The organism is Pseudomonas sp. Pseusp3, assembly GCF_047304225.1.
In the GTDB taxonomy this organism is placed as follows: domain Bacteria; phylum Pseudomonadota; class Gammaproteobacteria; order Pseudomonadales; family Pseudomonadaceae; genus Aquipseudomonas; species Aquipseudomonas fluorescens_CD.
The window spans coordinates 1-19,546 of sequence record NZ_JBGLYV010000103.1 but is presented as its reverse complement, the minus strand read 5'-3'; the positions used below and the strand labels follow the sequence as shown (position 1 = coordinate 19,546).

17 protein-coding genes and 1 pseudogene are annotated in these 19,546 nt (G+C 60.7%); 13 read left to right on the top strand and 5 right to left on the bottom strand.

Going from position 1 to position 19,546, the window contains the following annotated elements; genetic code table 11:
• The 3 genes and pseudogenes from ACCD00_RS25435 to ACCD00_RS25425 form a co-directional block, all read left to right on the top strand.
• Positions 1–195 (top strand): annotated as a pseudogene (locus tag ACCD00_RS25435) (3-(3-hydroxy-phenyl)propionate transporter MhpT); the annotation flags it as partial.
• Positions 196–544: 349 nt separating this feature from the next.
• Positions 545–1,156: a TetR/AcrR family transcriptional regulator gene (locus ACCD00_RS25430; protein ID WP_413428071.1), complete on the top strand. Its 612-nt coding sequence runs from the start codon at positions 545–547 to the stop codon at positions 1,154–1,156.
• 89 nt (positions 1,157–1,245) lie between these two features.
• The gene (locus tag ACCD00_RS25425; protein WP_413428070.1) at positions 1,246–2,199 is read left to right on the top strand and encodes an aldo/keto reductase; all 954 of its coding nucleotides are present in this window, start codon (positions 1,246–1,248) and stop codon (positions 2,197–2,199) included.
• An 80-nt stretch (positions 2,200–2,279) separates the two neighbouring features.
• Here the strand turns inward: ACCD00_RS25425 and ACCD00_RS25420 are convergent, their stop codons facing one another.
• From ACCD00_RS25420 to ACCD00_RS25410, 3 genes are all read right to left on the bottom strand, one after another.
• Positions 2,280–3,383: a polyamine ABC transporter substrate-binding protein gene (locus tag ACCD00_RS25420; protein WP_413428069.1), complete on the bottom strand. Its 1,104-nt coding sequence runs from the start codon at positions 3,381–3,383 to the stop codon at positions 2,280–2,282.
• A 39-nt stretch (positions 3,384–3,422) separates the two neighbouring features.
• A complete protein-coding gene (locus ACCD00_RS25415; protein WP_413428068.1) occupies positions 3,423–4,760 on the bottom strand; it encodes an alginate export family protein in 1,338 nt (445 codons plus the stop codon).
• Between the two features lie 118 nt (positions 4,761–4,878).
• Positions 4,879–6,141, bottom strand: a complete 1,263-nt coding sequence (locus tag ACCD00_RS25410; RefSeq protein WP_413428067.1) for a serine hydrolase domain-containing protein — start codon at positions 6,139–6,141, stop codon at positions 4,879–4,881.
• A gap of 389 nt (positions 6,142–6,530) precedes the next feature.
• On the opposite strand from ACCD00_RS25410, the gene fdhA reads away from it, so the two are divergent.
• Positions 6,531–7,730 carry a formaldehyde dehydrogenase, glutathione-independent gene (fdhA, locus tag ACCD00_RS25405; protein ID WP_413428066.1) on the top strand — a complete coding sequence of 400 codons (1,200 nt, stop codon included), beginning with the start codon at positions 6,531–6,533 and terminating at the stop codon, positions 7,728–7,730.
• Positions 7,731–7,805: 75 nt separating this feature from the next.
• Here fdhA and ACCD00_RS25400 read toward each other — a convergent pair whose 3' ends face one another.
• Together ACCD00_RS25400 and ACCD00_RS25395 are read right to left on the bottom strand one after the other, a co-directional pair.
• Positions 7,806–9,152 (bottom strand): PQQ-dependent sugar dehydrogenase, encoded by a 1,347-nt coding sequence (locus tag ACCD00_RS25400; RefSeq protein WP_413428065.1) that lies wholly within the window; start codon positions 9,150–9,152, stop codon positions 7,806–7,808.
• 174 nt (positions 9,153–9,326) lie between these two features.
• Positions 9,327–10,250 carry a LysR family transcriptional regulator gene (locus tag ACCD00_RS25395; protein ID WP_413428064.1) on the bottom strand — a complete coding sequence of 308 codons (924 nt, stop codon included), beginning with the start codon at positions 10,248–10,250 and terminating at the stop codon, positions 9,327–9,329.
• A 175-nt stretch (positions 10,251–10,425) separates the two neighbouring features.
• Here ACCD00_RS25395 and ACCD00_RS25390 point away from each other — a divergent pair, with 175 nt between their 5' ends.
• The 9 genes from ACCD00_RS25390 to ACCD00_RS25350 form a co-directional block, all read left to right on the top strand.
• Complete coding sequence (locus tag ACCD00_RS25390; RefSeq protein WP_413428063.1) at positions 10,426–11,565, top strand: iron-containing alcohol dehydrogenase; 1,140 nt, start codon at positions 10,426–10,428, stop codon at positions 11,563–11,565.
• 73 nt (positions 11,566–11,638) lie between these two features.
• Positions 11,639–12,418, top strand: coding sequence for an enoyl-CoA hydratase-related protein (locus ACCD00_RS25385; protein WP_413428062.1), 780 nt, complete (start codon positions 11,639–11,641; stop codon positions 12,416–12,418).
• Position 12,419: 1 nt separating this feature from the next.
• Positions 12,420–13,628, top strand: a complete 1,209-nt coding sequence (locus tag ACCD00_RS25380) for a CaiB/BaiF CoA transferase family protein (RefSeq protein ID WP_413428061.1) — start codon at positions 12,420–12,422, stop codon at positions 13,626–13,628.
• 155 nt (positions 13,629–13,783) lie between these two features.
• Positions 13,784–14,827, top strand: a complete 1,044-nt coding sequence (locus tag ACCD00_RS25375) for a TRAP transporter substrate-binding protein (RefSeq protein WP_413428060.1) — start codon at positions 13,784–13,786, stop codon at positions 14,825–14,827.
• 15 nt (positions 14,828–14,842) lie between these two features.
• Positions 14,843–16,741: a TRAP transporter large permease subunit gene (locus ACCD00_RS25370; RefSeq protein WP_413428059.1), complete on the top strand. Its 1,899-nt coding sequence runs from the start codon at positions 14,843–14,845 to the stop codon at positions 16,739–16,741.
• Between the two features lie 31 nt (positions 16,742–16,772).
• Complete coding sequence (locus ACCD00_RS25365) at positions 16,773–17,231, top strand: thioesterase family protein (RefSeq protein ID WP_413428058.1); 459 nt, start codon at positions 16,773–16,775, stop codon at positions 17,229–17,231.
• Positions 17,232–17,246: 15 nt separating this feature from the next.
• Positions 17,247–18,206: an amidohydrolase family protein gene (locus tag ACCD00_RS25360; RefSeq protein WP_413428057.1), complete on the top strand. Its 960-nt coding sequence runs from the start codon at positions 17,247–17,249 to the stop codon at positions 18,204–18,206.
• Positions 18,199–19,158 (top strand): amidohydrolase family protein, encoded by a 960-nt coding sequence (locus ACCD00_RS25355; RefSeq protein WP_413428056.1) that lies wholly within the window; start codon positions 18,199–18,201, stop codon positions 19,156–19,158. The genes ACCD00_RS25360 and ACCD00_RS25355 overlap by 8 nt, the downstream gene beginning before the upstream one ends.
• Positions 19,159–19,189: 31 nt before the next feature.
• A partial coding sequence (locus ACCD00_RS25350) for an aldehyde dehydrogenase family protein (protein ID WP_413428055.1) occupies positions 19,190–19,546 on the top strand: 357 nt, incomplete at its 3' end.

Sequence of the window (19,546 nt, the reverse complement as noted above, 5' to 3'; positions counted from 1 at the left end):
CGCCTGGGATCGGTGGCCGGGCCGTTGGCCGCCGGGCAGATTCTGGCGGCCGGGGCCGGCACCACCGGGGTGTTACTGGCGACTTCACCGGGGTTGGTGATTGCAGCACTGACCATCATCAGCGTGATTGTCCGATCGGCCCCGCAGACTATGCCCGAGCTGAGGACGGCGAACCCGGTCGCGGACAAACCCTGACCTCGCCCTCTGACAAACTGATTGAAGCCAGGTTGTTCGGCGTTGCGAACAAACGCAATGAACGCGCCGTCTGCCACAGAAACAAAAAAAGAGACCGAGGTCTCTTTTCTTGTTTTCAGCGGCCCGCTACCACACGGCGATATGGGAATCGGCTCGCGGCTCGGTGCCACCGCAAAACACACCGGTATCCAGGTAACAAATCATTTCGCTGGATGCTCCGAAGCCTTTCGTTCCCGCGAAAGAGCGCACTACAGAAATTATCGCTTTAAATGTTTTACTCGATTAAGTATTTTGCATGGATGATTGGGCGACATCCGCCCTCCCTTTTTCATAGCGACAGGGATCTCCCGTGAGCGGACTACGTGAGCGTCAGAAAGTCGAACGACGCCAAGCCATCAGCAAGGCAGCGATTGAACTGTTCGAGCGTCAGGGTTTCCAGAACACCACCATCGAACAGATCGCCAACCAGGCTGGGGTGTCGGCACCCACCGTGTTCAAGTACTTCGGTAATAAGCAGGAAATCATTCTGGAAATCCTGCATGACGCCGACCAGCGTGCACTCAAGGACACCCGCAGCCAGATCCCTGACATTGAGGATCCGGTCGACGCCATGTGTTACCTGGAACGACGACTGACCGGTTACGCCCTGGAGGTCATGCACCCCAGCCTCTGGCGTGAACTGCTGCCATTGATATTGTTTGGCGGCGACAACGGGCTGCCCGAAGGCTATCGCGCCATGAACGATGCGCTCAGGGCTGAAATCAGTGGATTGCTCAGAGAGCTGCAACAGGCTGGCAAGCTACGCGCAGACCTCAACGTCGACCTGGCCGCCTTCTTGTTGAACGACTATTCACACCTGCAGTTGTTCAGGCTGGTCAACCAGGAGCAGCCGGATGTCGAGTCCCACTCCGCTCAGGTAAGGAACATCACCGAGCTGCTCTTTTACGGCATGCGGGCCTGAGAAAACACACGGATGCAATCACCTTGCAAGGTGTTTGGCTGAACGCCAAAAACCAGAGGGCCGATTATTGAATCGAACGGCGGACCGGTATGAAAAAAGACTATTTGGGCAGTTCTACGATGGAGAGTTCTCGCCTGGTGCTAGGCGGCAATGTCTTTGGCTGGACCGTCAACGAACAAGATTCGCTGAAGCTACTCGACGCAGCGTTTGAACTCGGCATCAACACCTTTGATACCGCAGATGCCTATTCCATCTGGGTCAGCGGCAATAGCGGCGGCGAATCGGAAGCGATCATCGGCAAATGGCTGAGTCAGAACAGCCACCGACGCAGCGAAGTGAAAATTATCACCAAGGTCGGGGCCGAACTATCGCCCCATCAGCACGGGCTCTCGAAAGACAGAATCCTGCAAGCCGTGGATGATTCGCTGCGTCGACTGCGAACCGATTACATCGATTTGTACTTCTCCCACTACCCGGATCCCTCGACAGCACACGAAGAGACCCTGGAGGCGTATGGCGCATTGATCGCCTGCGGCAAAGTTCGCTCGATCGGCGCGTCCAACTACACCCTGGAAGATCTCCAGGCCGCCAAAACCTCTGCCGATCGCCACGCCCTGCCCCATTACAGCTGCCTTCAGGTGGAGTACAACCTCTATGATCGGCATGACTTCGAACAGCAGTTGCGCTCTTTTGCCCAGGCCGAGGGCTGCGAGGTCCTGACCTACTTCAGCCTGGCCTCGGGTTTTCTCAGCGGCAAGTACAAAGGCCTGGATGACGTGACTCACAGCGCTCGCCGCGAGGATCTGGAAAAGTACTTCGATGAGCGCGGCATGCGCATTTTGCATGTTCTGCATCAGGCGGCGCAGGAGCAGCAGGTCTCCCCTGCGCAAATCGCCCTGGCCTGGATCATGCATCAGCCAGGTATTACCTCTCCCATTGCCAGTGCCACCAACCTGGACCAACTCAATAGCCTGGCGCGTTCGATGCAGATGACGCTGGATGCTCAAACACTTGAACGGCTGAACCTCGCCAGCCTTCTCTGAGACTGGTCACGCGCACTGACCATCAGGTCCTTGCTGAGCTGACAGATCGGGCCCGGCACAAAAGTACCGGGCCACGATGATCAGCGATTGGTCTTGATGCTGGTCCAGGTGCGCGTGCGGATCCGCTCCACCGCTGCCGGCATGGGCTGCAGAGCGAACAGTGTTTTGCGCGCTTCCTCCGGCACATACATGTTGGGGTTATTACGGATGTTGGCGTTCACCAGCGCGGTGGCGTCCTTGTTCGGATTGGGGTAACCGATCTTGTTGCTGATCCGGGCAATGACGTCAGGGCGCAGGATGTAGTTGATGAACTCATAGGCCTCTTTGGTATGCGGGGCGTTGGTCGGCACCATCATCACGTCCGACCACATCGGCGCACCTTCCTTGGGTAACGCCATTTCCACCCTGACACCCTTGCCGGCGGCATCGGCCAGCTGTTTGGCCAGCGCCACGCCGCCCGACCAGCCCACGGCGACGCAGATGTCACCATTGGCGAGGTCCATGCCGTAGCGCGACGAGTTGAAATAGGTGACGTAAGGCCGAATCTTCATCATCGCCGCCTGAGCCTGCGGGTAGTCCTCGCGTTTCTGGCTGTTGGGGTCGAGGCCCTTGTAGTGCAAAGCGATGGGCATGATTTCGTTGGCTGCATCGAGGAAACCGACGCCACAACTGGCCAGCTTGGCGAGGTTCTCTTCCTTGAAGATCATGTCCCAGCTGTTCATCTGCACATTGGCGCCCAGAATCTGCTGAACCTTGTCGACGTTGTAGCCGATCAGCGTGGTGCCCCACAGGTACGGCGCAGCGTAGCGGTTGCCCGTGTCACCCACCGCTTCCAGGGATTTCATGAACTCCGGGTCCAGATGCTGCCAGTTCGGCAACTGGTTGCGGTCCAGAGGCTGGACGGCACCCGCCGCGATCAAGTGGCTCAGGTTGGCGCTGCCGGGGTAGACCACATCATAGCCAGAGTTGCCGGTGAGCAACTTGGACTCCAGGGTCTCGACGCTGTCGAACACGTCATAGACCGGACGGATCCCCGTTTCCTCCTGAAAGCTCTTGAGGATCTCCGGTGGCAGGTACTCGATCCAGTTATAGATCCGCACCGTACGCTCTTCAGCCTGGGAAACGCCCGCCGTCAGCAACGACAGCGCAACGGACAACAGGGTGTTGCGTATATTCTTGTTCATGGTGAAACACTCCTACGCGGCCGCGGCGGCTCGCGGCACTTAATAGCGGTAGGTGAAGTACAGTTCCAGCGCGCTGAATTTCTGATCATCGCCGAATACTTGCCTGGCAGCGGCCAGCGGCTTGACCCAGTTATAGGACAGCGACGTATAGAACGACGGAGTCGGCGTCCAGTCGAGGAAAACCACGCTCTCATCGGCAAAGCGCCGATCGCTGACGGATGCGCCCATGTAGTTTTTCTCGTCCAGCCAGAACTGATAGTGAATCGCGCCGAGGGTCAGGGTTGGGTTCAGGTGAGTTTTGAGTGAGAACTGCTGAACGTTTTCGTTGCTGTTGAACAACAGGTAGTTACCGACGATGTCCCCTACCAGCCAGGTGCTCCAGTCGATGAAACCTTTGCTCAAAGGGTCCCAGGCTTTCTGACGGTTGTCGGTGAGGTTGTCATCGCCGGAAAAACTGGCGTAGCGATAGCCAATGACCGGCGTCAGGGGCAAGGTATTGAAGGCATAGTCCGCCTGACCATACCAAGCCTTGGCATCGTAATCGACGCCCTCGCCGCTGCCTTTCTCCAGCGCGTATTCGGCGTTGAGCGTCAGGGCGGGTACGCCCGGCACTTTGGCGTTGAGTGCCCTTACGTTGTACACCAGCATCCCGTCCCGGAATCGAGGGGCTGTGCTGCCGTTGGGGCCCAGCGCATGAACCTTCATCGCCATGGCGCCCAGTGTCACCTGGTCGTCGAGGTTGTAATCCAGGTTGGCGCCCGTCATGCGGAAGTCACCCAGATCGTCGTCGTTGCGCAAGCTGAAAGCCTGGGCCTTCACCGCGCCATGATCCCAGGCCAGGATCGCAGAATCCTTGAAGGCGGTTCTTGGGCCAAGCCAGTAGGCGCCGTCATCGAGCTGGTCAAGGTTGCCGTCCATGACGATGAAGCCAGTGCCGATCATGTAGTTCTGGCGCCCGGCAGTCAGCGTCCATTCCCCGGCGCGGATACCGCCGTAGAGTTCTTCGGCGGCCACATCACCGTCAGAGCTGCGCGTAAAACCGCCGGCATCGCCATCGCCAAAGGTTGTCGCCGCCACGAGCGAACCGCCGGCCAGCAGGCTGAAGTCAGGCTGTAGTGAATAGTCCAGCTTGATACCTGGCTTTACGTAGAACTCTTGCCAGTCGATTTTCGTGCCGTCATTTTTGCCGCTGCGCATATCGACGCGGCCGCTGCCGAAATTGACGTTACGGGTGGAAAGAGTCGCCCCACCGGCGGTGAGGTTGACCTCACCCTTGAGGTTGCCGTCCTCGAAGGTGTAGCTCGCCAGCGCGACTTGGGCGGTCAGGGGTAAGCCGACCGCTAAGAGCGTTCGAGAGAAACGCGTCATGGAAACCATATGAAGCTCCTGTGTGATTATTGTTGTTACAGGGCAGTGAAATGGCGGCGCAAAGCGCCGCCAACACCTGGCCGAGCCAGGCGGACAGGACACAAACTTCTTGTCGTTATGGGGCGTTTCAGTGAGTCAGGTGCGCGGCGATGGCACGCAGCATGCGCACGCTGTCAGCATCGAATGGGCCGACAGCCTCGGTCAGCGATGACTGCTTGACGATCACCACGCCGGACGGCTTGTCGACGAACAGGTATTGGCCATGAATGCCACCGGCCATGATCGCCTGGCTGTGGTCGTTGAAGACGTACCACTGGCTACGGTAGGAAGCGCCGGGGGTCCATTTGGAGAACTCGGAGTTCTTGGCATAGATCGCCGGATCGGCGCCGGCGAAGAGGCGTGCGATGGTCTCGGTCGACAGCAGTTGCAGGCCATCCTGGCGACCATCGTTGGCCAGCAGGCGGCCGAAACGCGCCATGTCTCGCACGGTGGCGCTGAAACCGGCACCGGCGACACTGCGCCCCCAAGGGTCGGCCATGAAGTAGCCGTCGCGCTCACACCCCAACTGGCTCCAGATGTCTTGCAGCAACTGATCGCAGGCCTTGCCCGAGGCGCGCTCCATGACCCAGGCCAGGGCTTCGGTGGTGGCAGTCACGTAATGGAAAAAGCCGCCGTGGCTGCCGCGTTTTTTCAGCGACGGCAGGTACTGATACAGCGACTCGAACTGAGCGTACTGCGCAGGTGCCGGCTGGAAACCGCAGGCGTAGCCGTACTGCGAACTCTCTGAATTAGGATCGTCATAGACCTCGCTGTAGTCGATGCCCACGGCCATGTCGAACAGCTGGCGCACCGTGGCATCGCCAAACGCGCTGCCCAACAGTTCAGGCACGTAATTCGCCGCCGGTAATTGCGGATTGAGGATGCCATCGCAGACCAGTTGCTCCCCCAGGGTGCCGATCAGCGACTTGGTCACCGAGAACATGACGTGCCGGTCCCGGGGACGCTGGCCGTTGAAGTAACGCTCGAACAGCACGGTGTCGCCCTGCATCACCAAAAAGGCGTCGGTCTGACTGGCCACCAGGTGATCGATGACACTGACGCTCAGACCACATTCACTGTCGAAGTGCAGTTCGTCCAGTGCCTGTGGTGTTTGCGTCAGCGTACTGACCGGCCCACAACCCGCCTGCACATCAATGGAGGGCCGCAGGCGCGCCAGATTGCGGAAGCCCCACTGATTGAACGGCGGGCGCATCCAGTTGTTCCACGTGACGCGGCGTTCCGGTTCGGCCGGAAAACCCTGCATCAGCAAAGGCGTCATGCGCCCGTCGAGTGACGATTCATTCGTCTCGCTGTAAAGACTGGCCAGCAACGGCACGGTGTTCTGGTTCATCGGGTTGCCCCTGAAAAATGACTCTGCGTGAGAGCAGATGCAGGGAAATAATTACCCGGTATTATTATTTAGTCAATAAAACATTTACGCAGGTTAAAATATCCTCATCACTGTGCTTTGATGGGGGCAAACACGGCGCTCAGCGCCAGTTACTCCTGCGCCAGCCCTGCCAACGGGGATGGTGGCTGGGTGCTAAATGCCCTCGCAGAGTGCTGATACCAGGCGTAGGATCGATACGATGACTGCTAATCACGCGTCGTTGGAAGGTGACTTCCAACCAATCTGCATTCACGCGCAAACGCAAGACATAGACCGCCGCACTGTAAGGTCGCGCGCCCCTTCGCAGTACAAGGGCCGTGTTCTCACAACAACAAAAGCGAGGTGAAAGCATGTCTGGTAATCGTGGTGTCGTGTATCTCGGCGCAGGCAAGGTCGAGGTGCAGACCATCCCCTATCCAAAAATGGAAGACCCGCGCGGCAAGCGCATTGACCATGGCGTGATCCTGCGCGTGGTTTCGACCAATATCTGCGGCTCCGACCAGCATATGGTGCGTGGTCGGACCACGGCCCAGGTCGGGCTGGTGCTTGGCCATGAGATCACCGGCGAGGTGATCGAGAAGGGCCGTGACGTGGAAAACGTGCAGATCGGTGACATGGTCTCGGTGCCGTTCAATGTCGCCTGCGGCCGTTGTCGCAGTTGCAAGGAGCAGCACACCGGCGTCTGCCTGACGGTCAACCCGGCGCGCCCCGGCGGTGCCTATGGCTATGTGGACATGGGCGACTGGGTCGGCGGCCAGGCTGAATACGTGCTGGTGCCGTATGCCGACTTCAACCTGCTGAAGCTGCCCGACCGCGACAAGGCAATGGCGAAAATCCGCGATCTGACCTGCCTCTCCGATATCCTGCCGACCGGCTACCATGGCGCGGTGACCGCCGGTGTCGGCCCTGGCAGCACGGTGTATATCGCCGGTGCCGGTCCGGTCGGACTGGCTGCTGCCGCCTCCGCCCGTCTGCTGGGTGCGGCGGTGGTGATAATCGGCGACGTCAATCCGCTGCGTCTGGTGCATGCCAAGGCCCAGGGCTTCGAGATCGCCGACCTGACCCTGGACACTCCGCTGCACGAGCAAATCGCCAACTTGCTCGGTGAGCCGGAAGTCGATTGTGCGGTCGATGCGGTCGGCTTCGAAGCCCGTGGCCACGGCCATGACGGCGCGCAGCACGAGGCCCCGGCCGATGTGCTCAACGCGCTGATGGGCGTGGTGCGGGTCGCCGGCAATATCGGTATCCCCGGTCTGTATGTCACCGAAGACCCGGGCGCGGTCAACAAAGCCGCCAAGCATGGCAGCCTGAACATTCGTTTCGGCCTCGGCTGGGCCAAGTCCCACAGCTTCCACACCGGCCAGACCCCGACGATGAAGTACAACCGTCAGCTGATGCAGGCGATCATGTGGGACCGAATCAACATTGCCGAGGTCGTCGGCGTGCAGGTGATCAGCCTGGACGACGCGCCCCGCGGTTACCACGAGTTCGATGCCGGGGCGCCGAAGAAATTCGTCATGGATCCGCACAAGCTGTTTAGCGCCGCCTGAGGACCAGGCTGGAAAAAGGGCAGCTTTGAGCTGCCCTTTTTTATGGCCGTGAGCATTGCTGCGCAAAAGGTTCATTTACTCTCTGGGTTTCGTAGCTGCGATGCGCCAGACCTTGTTCCCGACATCATCGGCCACCAACAACGCGCCATCCTGATCAAGGGTTACGCCGACTGGACGCCCTTGTGCTTCGCCATCAGCGTTGAGGAAGTCGGTCAGGAAATCCACCGGCATCCCCGCAGGCTTGCCATCGCTGAACGGTATGAACACCACCTTGTAACCGGCCTGCGGGTTACGGTTCCATGAGCCATGCTCACCGATGAAAACGCCATCGGCAAAGTTGGCTGGCATGCCTCGCGAATCAGAGAACGTCAGACCCAAAGGGGCGACGTGAGTGCCCAGCGCGTAGTCCGGTGCGATGGCTTCGGCCACTTTATCCGGACGCGGCGGTGTCACTCGGGTATCGATGTGGGAGCCATAGTAGCTCCACGGCCAGCCGTAAAACGCCCCGTCCTTTACTGAAGTCAGGTAATCAGGCACAAGGTCGCTGCCAATTTCGTCGCGTTCGTTGACCACGGTCCACAGTTGGGTTGAACCGGGTTTCCAGGCCAGCCCGTTCGGATTGCGCAAACCGCTGGCAAATAGACGTTTGTCGCCGCTTTTTACGTCGACTTCCCAAATCGCTGCGCGACCTTCTTCCATATCAAGGCCGTTTTCACCGACATTGCTGTTGGAGCCCGCCGTGACGTAAAGCTTCGTTCCCTCGGGGTTGGCGAGTACATTCTTTGTCCAGTGGTGATTAATGCCTGAGGGCAGTTCGGTGACTTTCACCGGCGTTGCATTCACCTCGGTTTGACCCGTGCTGAAAGGCACCTTGACCAGGGCGTCGGCATTGGCAATAAACAACTCATTGCCCACCAGAGCCATGCCAAAAGGCGACGTCAGTCCGGTCATGAACACCTTGCGCACTTCAGCGTGGCCATCACCGTCGGCATCGCGCAACAAGGTGATGCGATTGGCGCTCGGCGCATCCGCCCCCACCCGCTCCATCACAATCCCCATGACGCTGCGTTTTGCCCAGGCGATCGGTCCGGTGCCGCCATCCGTGGCGCCTTCCGGCATCGGCGGGTGGTTGCTCTCGGCGACCAGCACATCGCCATTGGGCAACGTGTACAACCAGCGTGGGTGATCGAGATTCTCGGCCAACGCGGTCACCTTGAAACCGGCAGGAGCCGTGGGCATGGCATTGCCCTTCCAGCCGATGGCCTTGGAGACCTTCAACGTGGGGATCAGCGAAGTGGTGGGTTCTGGTAACTGCGGCGCCGAGCCGACGCTGGCCTGAGACGGCAACTTGGAGGACTCACCACAGGCGGTGAGTAGTGCTGCAGTCGTGATCAGGAGCGCAAGCCGGTTGGGCACATTCATTGTTCTAACCTCGCTATGGCCTTCCATGGGCCAATGATGGGACAGGCAAAATCCCGGCGAAGTATCGCGATGCTTATCCGCTACAAACACCGCGTCTGACGCAAATCATATTTGCCTGAATTGCACGAATGCGCGGCTCCAAAGCCAGTCAATATCCCAAACGTAGCCTTGGGTTCACACCAGGTTCAACAACGCCTCGCGTAGCAGTCTGGCGGCGGGTGAGTCCGGCACGTTTTTGCGCGAAACCAACTCATACGGTTCGCTGCGCGAGGTGATGGGTAGCGGCAGCGTGGTGGTGAAACCGTAGCCGGAGCAGAACTTCGCCACGTCGGTCGAGACCAGCGCGACGAGTGTCGGGTTTTCCTGAAGCAGCGACAAGGTGGCGAACGCTGATGTCGTCTCCAGCAGGTGCCGCGGAAAACGCAGGTCGGCCTCGTGAAACTCTCGCTCCAACAGCAAACGCATCGGCATGTTGGCGCGATAGACCACCCAGCGGTAATCCACCAGGTCCTTGAGCGACAGCTGCCGGGCATAGGCAAACGGATGCTGGGTGCTGGCGATCACCGCCAGGGTTTCCTCCACGAACGTCGAGCTCTCATACAGATAGGGAGTGGTGCTGATGGTAGTACGACAGATCGCCAGATCCAGGCGCCCCGCGTCAACCTGGCTGAGCAGCGCGGCGCTGGTGTCTTCGACGATCTCGATGGACAACTTCGGGTGATCGGCAATCACCCGGCTGATCGCCGTAGTCAACAGCGGCACGGCACCCATGATAGTGCCGACCGACACGCGCCCGCCCTCGCCGCTTTTGATGCCGATGATCTCTTCGCGCAGGTGCGCGAGATCGGTCTGGATCAACCGGGCGTACCGAATGACAGAGCGTCCGGCATCAGTGGGTTCAAGCCCGCGGTTAGTGCGAGTGAATAGCGAAGTGCCGAAGGTGGTTTCAATTTCTTGCAGCGCTTTGCTGGCACCAGGTTGTGTCAGCGCGACCTGTTTGGCAGCGCCCAGCAAGGAGCCGTGCTCATCAAGGGCTATCAGTAAACGCAGCTGCTTGATGTGCAGGCGGGACATGATCGAGTTCAGTGAGGGCGTCATCAGGGTTAACTAATAGTTATAGAGGTATCGAAAGTTGTCAGTATCGAGGCTCGCCACGACGGACCTATAGTCCACCCCACAACCAGGCAATGCAATGGTTTTGACCAGAGAACGAAAGTCCTCCTGCCGTAGACCGATTGCAACAATAACAATCCTGTATAACTCGCGGTGAATCATGTCCCTGATCAATTACGTCACCAAGATCCAGTTCGGCTACGACAGCCTGCAGCACCTGGCCGCCGAAGCCGAGCGCGCCGGCATCACCAGGCCGCTGATCGTTACCGACCTCGGCGTGCGCAATGCCGGCATCGTCGACAAAGTCATCAAAGCCCTCGGCGCCGAGCGCGCCCCGACGATTTTCGACGCCACCCCACCCAACCCGAACGAGCACGCCGTGCGTGAAGCCGTGGCGCAATACCAACTCGGTGAATGCAACGGCATCATCGCCGTCGGCGGTGGTTCCTCCATCGACCTGGCCAAAGGCGTGGCGGTCTGCGCCACTCACGACGGTCCTTTGCAAAGTTTTGCGGTGATCGAAGGCGGACTGGACCGCATCACCCCGGCCACCGCGCCATTGATCGCGATTCCGACCACCGCCGGCACCGGCAGCGAAGTCGGTCGCGGCGCCATTCTGATCCTTGATGACGGGCGCAAGGTCGGCGTGATCTCGCCGTATGTCGTGCCCCGCGTGGCGATCTGCGATCCGGAATTGACCCTGGGCCTGCCGGCAATGCTCACCGCCGCCACCGGCATGGACGCTATTGCACATTGCATAGAGACCTTCATGGCGCCGGCCTTCAACCCCGCCGCCGACGGCATCGCCCTCGACGGCCTGTGGCGCGCCTGGGAACACATCGAGCGCGCAACGGCCGAGCCCGGTGATCGCGAAGCGCGGATGAACATGATGAGCGCCTCCATGCAGGGCGCCCTCGCCTTTCAAAAAGGCCTGGGCTGTGTGCACAGCCTGTCCCACGCACTGGGCGGGATCAATCCGAAGCTGCACCACGGCACGTTGAACGCGATCTTCCTGCCTGCGGTCGTGCACTTCAACGCCGATGCCCCGACGGTGCGTGACGAGCGAAAACTCGAACGATTGCGCCATGCCATGGGCCTTGAGGCAGGTGCCAGTATCGGCGCGGCCATCGAAGACATGACGCGACGCCTGGGCCTGCCGACCCGGCTGAGCGAGATCGGCGTGGACGAGAGCCTGTTCGCCGGCATCGTCGAAGGCGCGCTGCACGATCACAGCCACAAGACCAACCCCCGCGAAGCGTCCTCTGCGGACTACCTGTCGATGCTCGAACAATCGCTGTAAGCAGCCGCTATCCAACAACAATAAATCAGGAGGCATCCGCGTCGTCGGCCCGGCCGACACCCGCGGAACAATCATGAAACCCACCGTCCTTATCGAACGGCAAGACGCCATTGCCATCGTCACCCTCAGTCACCCGGGGAAAATGAATGCCCTGACCCTGTCCATGTGGCAGGACCTGGGTGACGTCATGACCGAATTGTCCGCCGACCTCAGCGTGCGCTGCGTGGTGCTGCGCGGAGCAGGCGAACAGGCCTTTGCCGCCGGCGCCGATGTCAGCGAGTTTCCAGGCGTGCGTGCCAACCAGGCACAAGCCCGGGTGTATGCCGAAGTCACCTCGGCGGCGATGCGTGCGATCGCCGACTGTCCGCACCCGGTGATCGCGATGATCCACGGCGTGTGCGTCGGCGGCGGCCTGGAAATCGCCGCGCTCTGTGACCTGCGCATCTGCGGCACCTCCAGCCGCTTCGGCGCGCCGGTCGGCAAGCTCGGGCTGGTCATGTCCTATGACGAAATGGCCGGCCTGGTGGCGCTGGCCGGGCGCTCGACCACCCTGGAAATTCTCTTGGAGGGGCGCATTCTCGACGCCAACGACGCCTACGTGAAAAAACTCGTGACCCGTGTCGTGGCCGATGTCGACGTCGAGGCGGAAACCCTCGCCACGGCTAAGCGCATCACCAACGGCGCGCCGCTTGTCGCTCGCTGGCACCGCCAGGCTGCACGACAACTGGAAGCCGGCATCGCACCCACCGACGAGCAGATCGACAGCAGTTATTGCTGCTACGACACCCAGGACTTCCAGATCGGCCTGAACGCTTTCATCGCGAAAGCCAAACCACAATTCGAGGGCAAATAACATGGGACCGCTGACAGGCATGCGTGTTGTAGAACTGGCTCACATCATGTCCGGACCGGTGTGCGGCATGATGCTGGCCGACATGGGCGCGGACGTGGTGAAAGTCGAGAAAGTCCCAGATGGCGATGACTCGCGCCGCTTCTCGCCGATCATGGCCAGCGGTGAATCCGCTTCGTTCATGGTGGTCAACCGCAACAAGCGCGGGATCGGCCTTAACCTGAAAACCGACGGTGGCCGTGACGTGTTGCGGCGCCTGCTGATGGACGCCGACGTGGTCACGGAAAACTACCGCGCCGGCACCATGGAAAAATTCGGCCTGGGCTATGAAACCCTGAAAGTCCTCAATCCAGGGCTGATCTATTGCGCGATCTCCGGCTACGGTCGCAGCGGACCGTTCGGCGAGAAAGGCGGCTTCGACCTGATCGCCCAGGGCATGAGCGGCATGATGAGCATGACCGGTGAGGCCGGACGCGAGCCAGTCAAGGCCGGTTCGCCAGTAGCCGATATCAACTCGGGCATCCTCGCCGCCCTCGGCATCTGCGCCGCCTACGCCGCCAAACAGAAAACCGGCCTGGGGCAGATGGTCGATACCTCGCTGTTCGAAGCGGGCCTGCAACAGATGTACTGGCCGGCCGCGGCGTATTTCGCCGATGGCACCATCCTGCCGAAAATGGGCTCCGCCAACTCCACCAGTGCGCCGTATCAGGTGTTCCGCACCGCCGATGGCTGGATCAATATCGGCGCCGCCAACCAGGCCAACTACGAGCGACTGGTCGAGGCGCTGGCCGTCCCGCAGCTCAAGGCCGATCCGCGTTTTGCCAGTAACGCGTTGCGCATGGAGCACCGCCTGGCGTTGGTGGAAATTCTCAACGAAGTGCTGGTGGCGCGCACCACCGATGAATGGATGGTGTTGTTCGACAGCCTCGGACTGCCTGCCGGACCTGTCCTCGACATCGCCGCCGCCCTGGCCCACCCGCAAACCAAAGCGCGCGGCATGGTCGTCGAGACTGAACACCCCACGGAAGGCCGGGTACGCGGCATGGGCCTGCCGATTCACTTCTCCGACATGGATAACGCCGCACCACCGAGCAGCCGCCCTGCGCCACTGCTCGGCGAACACACCCGCGAAGTGCTGAAGGAAAGCGGTTACGCGGAAAACGAAATCGACGAACTGATCCGCAGCCAGGCCGTGGTGGCACTGGCGTCCTGAACCTTGTAGGAGCGAGCTTGCTCGCGATGGACGTTAACGATAACGCGTGTTTGCTGGATAAACGCGGCGCTCCCAAGTCCATCGCGAGCAAGCTCGCTCCTACAGGGATCCGCTGTTTTTTAGAACAACTACAACAAAAACAATAGGTGAACATCATGAGCCGTATCTTGACCGAGTCCGTTAGCCGCCGATCCTTCCTGGTGTCTGCCGGCGTCACCGTGGGTGGTGCTTTCGCCGCCAATCTGCTGCCTTCCGGCGCCTTCGCCGCGACCAAGCCCATTGTGTTGCGCTACACCAGCAGCCTGCCCGACACCCATCCGCTGAACAAGCAAATGAAAGCCGCTTCAGATGCCATCAAGGTCGAAACCAATGGCGCAGTGGACTTGCAGGTCTACGCCAACGGCGCCATGGGCGGCGACACCGACATGCTGTCCCAGGTGCGCGCCGGGGCGATCGATTTCATTCCGTTGCCCGGCGCGATTCTGTCGACACTGGTGCCGGCCATGTCGATCGAAAGCATGCCGTTCGCCTTCAAGGACTACGACAGTGTCTGGGCCGCCCTGGACGGCAAGCTGGGCGAGCACGTACGCGCCAAGACCGAGAAAGTTGGCCTGATCCCGATGGAAAAAGTCTGGAACAACGGCTTCCGCCAGATCACCAGTTCGACGCGGCCGATCAACACCCCGCAAGACCTCGCCGGCTTCAAACTGCGCGTCCTGGTCAGCCCGCTGTGGACGTCGATGTTCAGTGCCCTGGGCGCCTCGCCGACCGGCATCAGCATCAACGAAACGTACTCGGCGTTGCAGACCAAGGTCGTCGATGGCCAGGAAAACCCGCTGGTGGTGGTCGAGTCCGCGCGTTTCTATGAGGTGCAGAAATACTGCTCGATGACCGACCACATCTGGGGAGGTTTCTGGATCGTGGCGTCGGGCAAGACCTTTCCAAAACTGCCCGCCGATGTCCAGGAAATCGTCTCGCGGCAGATCAACGCCGCCGCTCTGGTCCAGCGCCAACAGGTGATCGATCTCAACTCCAGCCTGGAGCCATCCCTGACCGCCCACGGCATCACCTTCAACAAAGTCGACCGTGCACTGTTCAGGGCTGACCTGCAATCGAAAGGCTTCTACACCCAGTGGAAGGAAAAGTACGGCCCTGAAGCCTGGAGCTTGCTCGAGCAGTACGCGGGTCAACTGTCCTAAGCCGGAGACACAGTCATGAAAAATCAAATTCCAATGACGGATGTCGCACCCGCTGAAGGACTCAGCCCACAAAACGCCACGTTTCGCCTGGGACGCACGCTGGACACCGGCCTGCGCTGGCTGACTGAAGGCAGTGCGGCGCTGCTGGTGGTGATCGAAGTCACGTTGCTGTTCTGCAACGTGTTCTCGCGCTATGTACTCAACCAGCCGATCGTCTGGGGGGATGAACTGGCGTCGCTGCTGTTCCTGTGGCTGGCGATGCTCGGTTCGGTGGTGGCGATGCGTCGCGGCGAGCACATGCGCCTGACCTCGTTCATCGGGCGCTTGCCGGTAGAAAAACGCGCATTCGTCGACACCTTGGGCGCAGTCATCGTCATCACCTTCATCGGACTGCTGTTCACTCCGGCCTGGGAGTACGTCAGCGACGAGTGGATCATCACCACCGCGGCCCTGGAAATTCCCAACGCCTTTCGCGTGTCAGCCATCGCGGTCGGCCTGAGCCTGATGCTGATGACCTGTGTCGCGCGGCTGTTGACCAGCGCCCGGCTGATCGATTTCTCGGTGTCAGTGGCGATGCTTGCCTCTCTCGCCGCGCTGTTGTGGGTGGCGCAAGGCACGATGCTGCTGATGGGTAACTGGAACCTGGTGATCTTCTTCATGATCGGCGTGATGGCGATGATCGTCATCGGCGTGCCGATCATGGTCGCGTTCGGCCTGGCAACGGTGGCGTACCTGTCGACCATGACCAGCACACCGCTGACCCTGGTGGTCGGGCGGATGGACGAAGGCATGGCAAGCCTGATCCTGCTGGCCATCCCGCTGTTCGTGTTCCTGGGCGCGCTGATCGAAGCCATGGGCATGGCGCGGGCGATGATTCGCTTCCTGTGCTCGTTGATCGGTCATGTGCGCGGCGGCCTGTCGTATGTGCTGATCGGTGCCATCTACCTGATCTCCGGCATTTCCGGGTCCAAGGCTGCCGACATGGCCGCCATCGCCCCGGCACTGTTTCCGGAAATGAAGAAACGCGGCGAAGACGAAAACGAGCTGGTGGCGATGCTCAACGCCTCCGGGGCGATGTCGGAAACCATTCCGCCAAGCCTGGTGCTGATCACCATCGGTTCGGTAACCGGTGTGTCGATTTCCGCACTGTTCACCGGCGGCTTCATGCCGGCAGTCGTGGGTGCAATTGCCATGGCGGCGGTGGTCTGGTGGAAAAACCGCAAGAAAGACGTTTCTACCGGTAAACGCGCCACGGGAAAGGAAATCGGCCACTCGCTACTGGTCGCGTTGCCGGCCCTGGCCCTGCCCTTCGTGATCCGCACCGCCGTGGTTGAAGGCGTCGCTACCGCGACCGAAGTCGCCGCCATTGGCGTGGCGTACACCTTCATCGTGGGTCTGCTGTGCTATCGCTGCTTCGATTGGCGCCGCTTGTATCCGATCCTGGTCAGCACCGCGTCGTTATCCGGCGCGATTCTGATCATCATCGGCAGCGCCACCGCCATGGCATGGGCGCTGACCCAGTCAGGCTTCTCCCACCAGCTGGCGCAAGTGATGTCGACGGTGCCGGGCGGCGCGCCGGGCTTTCTGATTATCTCCGCGGTGGCGTTCATCCTGCTCGGCAGCTTTTTGGAAGGCATCCCGGCCATCGTCCTGTTTGGACCGCTCTTGTTCCCGATCGCCAAAGCCATGGGCATCAACGACGTGCACTACGCCATGGTCGCGATCTTCGCCATGGGCCTGGGCTTGTTCGCCCCGCCGTTTGGCGTGGGGTTCTACGCCGCGTGCGCCATTGCCAAGGTCGACCCCAGCGGTGCCATGCGTCGGGTCTGGCCGTACCTCGGCGCGCTGGTGGTGGCACTGGCGGTGCTGATCGCCGTGCCGTGGGTTTCCATCGGCTTCCTGCCCAATGCCTGAATTGCCCTTTGACTTGACCAAGAGGTTTTCCATGAATTTCTCCACAATGCATGCAGGCTCCGCCACCGAACGCCGACTGACCGTCGACAAGGAACGCACCATCTCGTTTCTCGGCGAAGACTTGCGCATCTACGCCACGCCGCGCCTGGTCGATGACATCGAGCAGACCTGCCTCGATTACCTGCTGACCTTTCTCGATGAAGGCGAGAATACTGTGGGGGCTGCGGTCGATATTCGTCACGTCGGCGCCACGCTGCTGGGAATGTCGGTGAGCATCGTTGCCACGGTCACGCGCATCGAAGGGCGCAGTGTCACCTTCAACGTCGAAGTGCGCGATGACGTTGAACTGGTGGCTACGGCGGCGCACACCCGCGTAGCGGTGAACGTCGCCAAACTGCGCAGCCGCGTCCAGGCCAAAGCCGAAGCAGCCGCTGCAGGCGACGTCGAAGATAGCGTGCTCGGCCCTTCCCCATTGAATGCGACGCGCTGAACAAGGGACGACGTCATGATCACGCTGCACGAACGCAACGGCTTGCCGAACCTTGCCGCCGAAGACGCGCTGCCGTTAGTCGATGCCCACCATCACTTGTGGGATCTGGGCAACGGTCGTTATCCGTGGCTGCAGGACGACTATCACGAGGATTTTTTTCTGGGCGACTATCACAGCCTGTGCCGTGATTTCCTGCCGGACACCTTTCTCGCTCTGACCGAAAAGCAACGGTTGGTCGGCACCGTGCATGTCGAAGCCGAGCGCGCACGCGATGAGCAAGTCGCCGAAACCCGGTGGCTGGAACAGGTGAACGCCCGTTATGGCTTCCCGAGCGCCATCGTCGCCCACGCCTGGTTCGATCGCGAAGACAGCGCCGAGATACTCGCCGCCCAGGCTGCGCGGCCACTGGTCAAAGGCATACGTTCGAAACCGCTGACCTCGGCGTCACCGGACGTGTCGATTACCGGGGCCAAGGGCACCATGCAGGACCCGAAATGGCTGGAAGGATTTGCGCGACTGGCCGATCACGATCTGTCGTGGGACTTGCGCGTGCCGCCGTGGCACCTGGTCGAGGCAGCCGAGGTGGCGGCGATGTTTCCGCAAATCCGCATTGCGCTCAATCACACCGGCTTCGCCTGGGATCGCAGCCCGCAAGGCATGGCACGCTGGCGCAAAGGCCTGGAAGCACTTGCCTTGCAGCCCAACGTGCACATCAAGTTGTCGGAGTTCGGCCTGAAGGATTCGTCCTGGAACTACGCCGACAACCGGGTGGTGGTACTGACCGCGCTGGAGATTTTCGGCCCTGAACGTTGCATGTTCGCCAGCAACTTTCCAGTGGCCGGGCTGCGCGCTTCCTACGACACGATTGCCAATGGCGTGGCCGACATGCTCGCACCGTTGGGCCGTGCGGTGCAGGAAGCGGTGTTCGCCGGCAACGCTCAACGCTTTTATCGCCTGGAGCAACTGCATGGATGAGGTATCAAGTATCGACTGGCGCACACGCTTTCTGGCCAGTGGCGACGATGCGGACCTGCCCATCGTCGACGCGCATCAACACTATTTCGACGTCGAAGCCCATTACTACCCGTGGCTGAACGATCGCCCGTTGCGGCCGTTCCGCTATGGCGATTATTCGTCCATTTGCCGCAACTTTCTGCCGGCTGACTATCGCCGACTGGCCAGCAAGCATCGCGTGGTGCAGACCGTTGTCATAGAAGGTGAATGGGACCCGGCAACCCCTGCCGATGAAGTGACGTTTGTCGAATCACTGGCGCATAGCGAACCCGGTGTGGCGGCGATGGTTGCACAGGCCCGGCTGGACCGTGAAGACGCTTTCGACCTGTTGCGCCTGTACGCAAATCACCCGCTGGTGCGCGGCATCCGCCACAAACCGACGGTGACCAGCCGTGAGGCCTGGCATGCGGATTTTGCAGAACCAGGCTCCATGCGTGACCCGCGCTGGCGTGAGGGCTACGCACAACTGGCGAAAAACGGCCTGCACTTCGAGTTGCAGGCGCCCTGGTGGCATCTGCCAGAAGCCGCCGAGCTGGCCCGGGACTTTCCCGACGTGACCATCGTGGTCAATCACACCGCGCTGCCGGCGGATCGGTCCGAAGCAGGCTTGGCCGGGTGGCGTACCAACCTTGCGCTGCTGGCACGGGAGCCGAACGTTGCCTTGAAGATTTCCGGCATCTGCATTCCCGGCAAGGCATGGCCGGTCGAAGCGAACCGGAGGGTGGTGAACGACGCGATTTCGATTGTCGATGTCAGCCGTTGCGCGTTCGCCAGCAATTACCCGGTCGATGGCGTGGTGAACAGCCTCAGCGAAGTCCTCGACGGGTTCAAAGCCATTGTTCGCGACCGTCCCCTCACTGAACGGCTGGCCCTGTTTCATGACAACGCCCGACGCATCTACCGGCTCACTTGAACCCGATTGCACCGCTCATCAGGAGTCCAACATGTTTGAAGTTTCAGGCCACAACTATATCGCCGGCACACGTTCGGCAAACGGTACGACCACCCTGCATAGCTACGACGCCAGCACCGGGGAAGCACTGCCGTACCGCTTTCATCAAGCGACAACGGACGAAGTGAACGCGGCCGCGCAAGCCGCCGCCACGGCTTACCCGACCTTCCGCAATCTTTCTGCTGCACGTCGCGCCGGTTTTCTCGACGCCATTGCCACAGAACTGGAGGCGCTCGATGAAGTGTTCATCAGCCTCGTGTGCCAGGAAACCGCCCTGCCCGCCGCGCGCATCCAGGGTGAGCGGGCCCGCACCAGCGGCCAGATGCGCCTGTTCGCCACGATGCTGCGG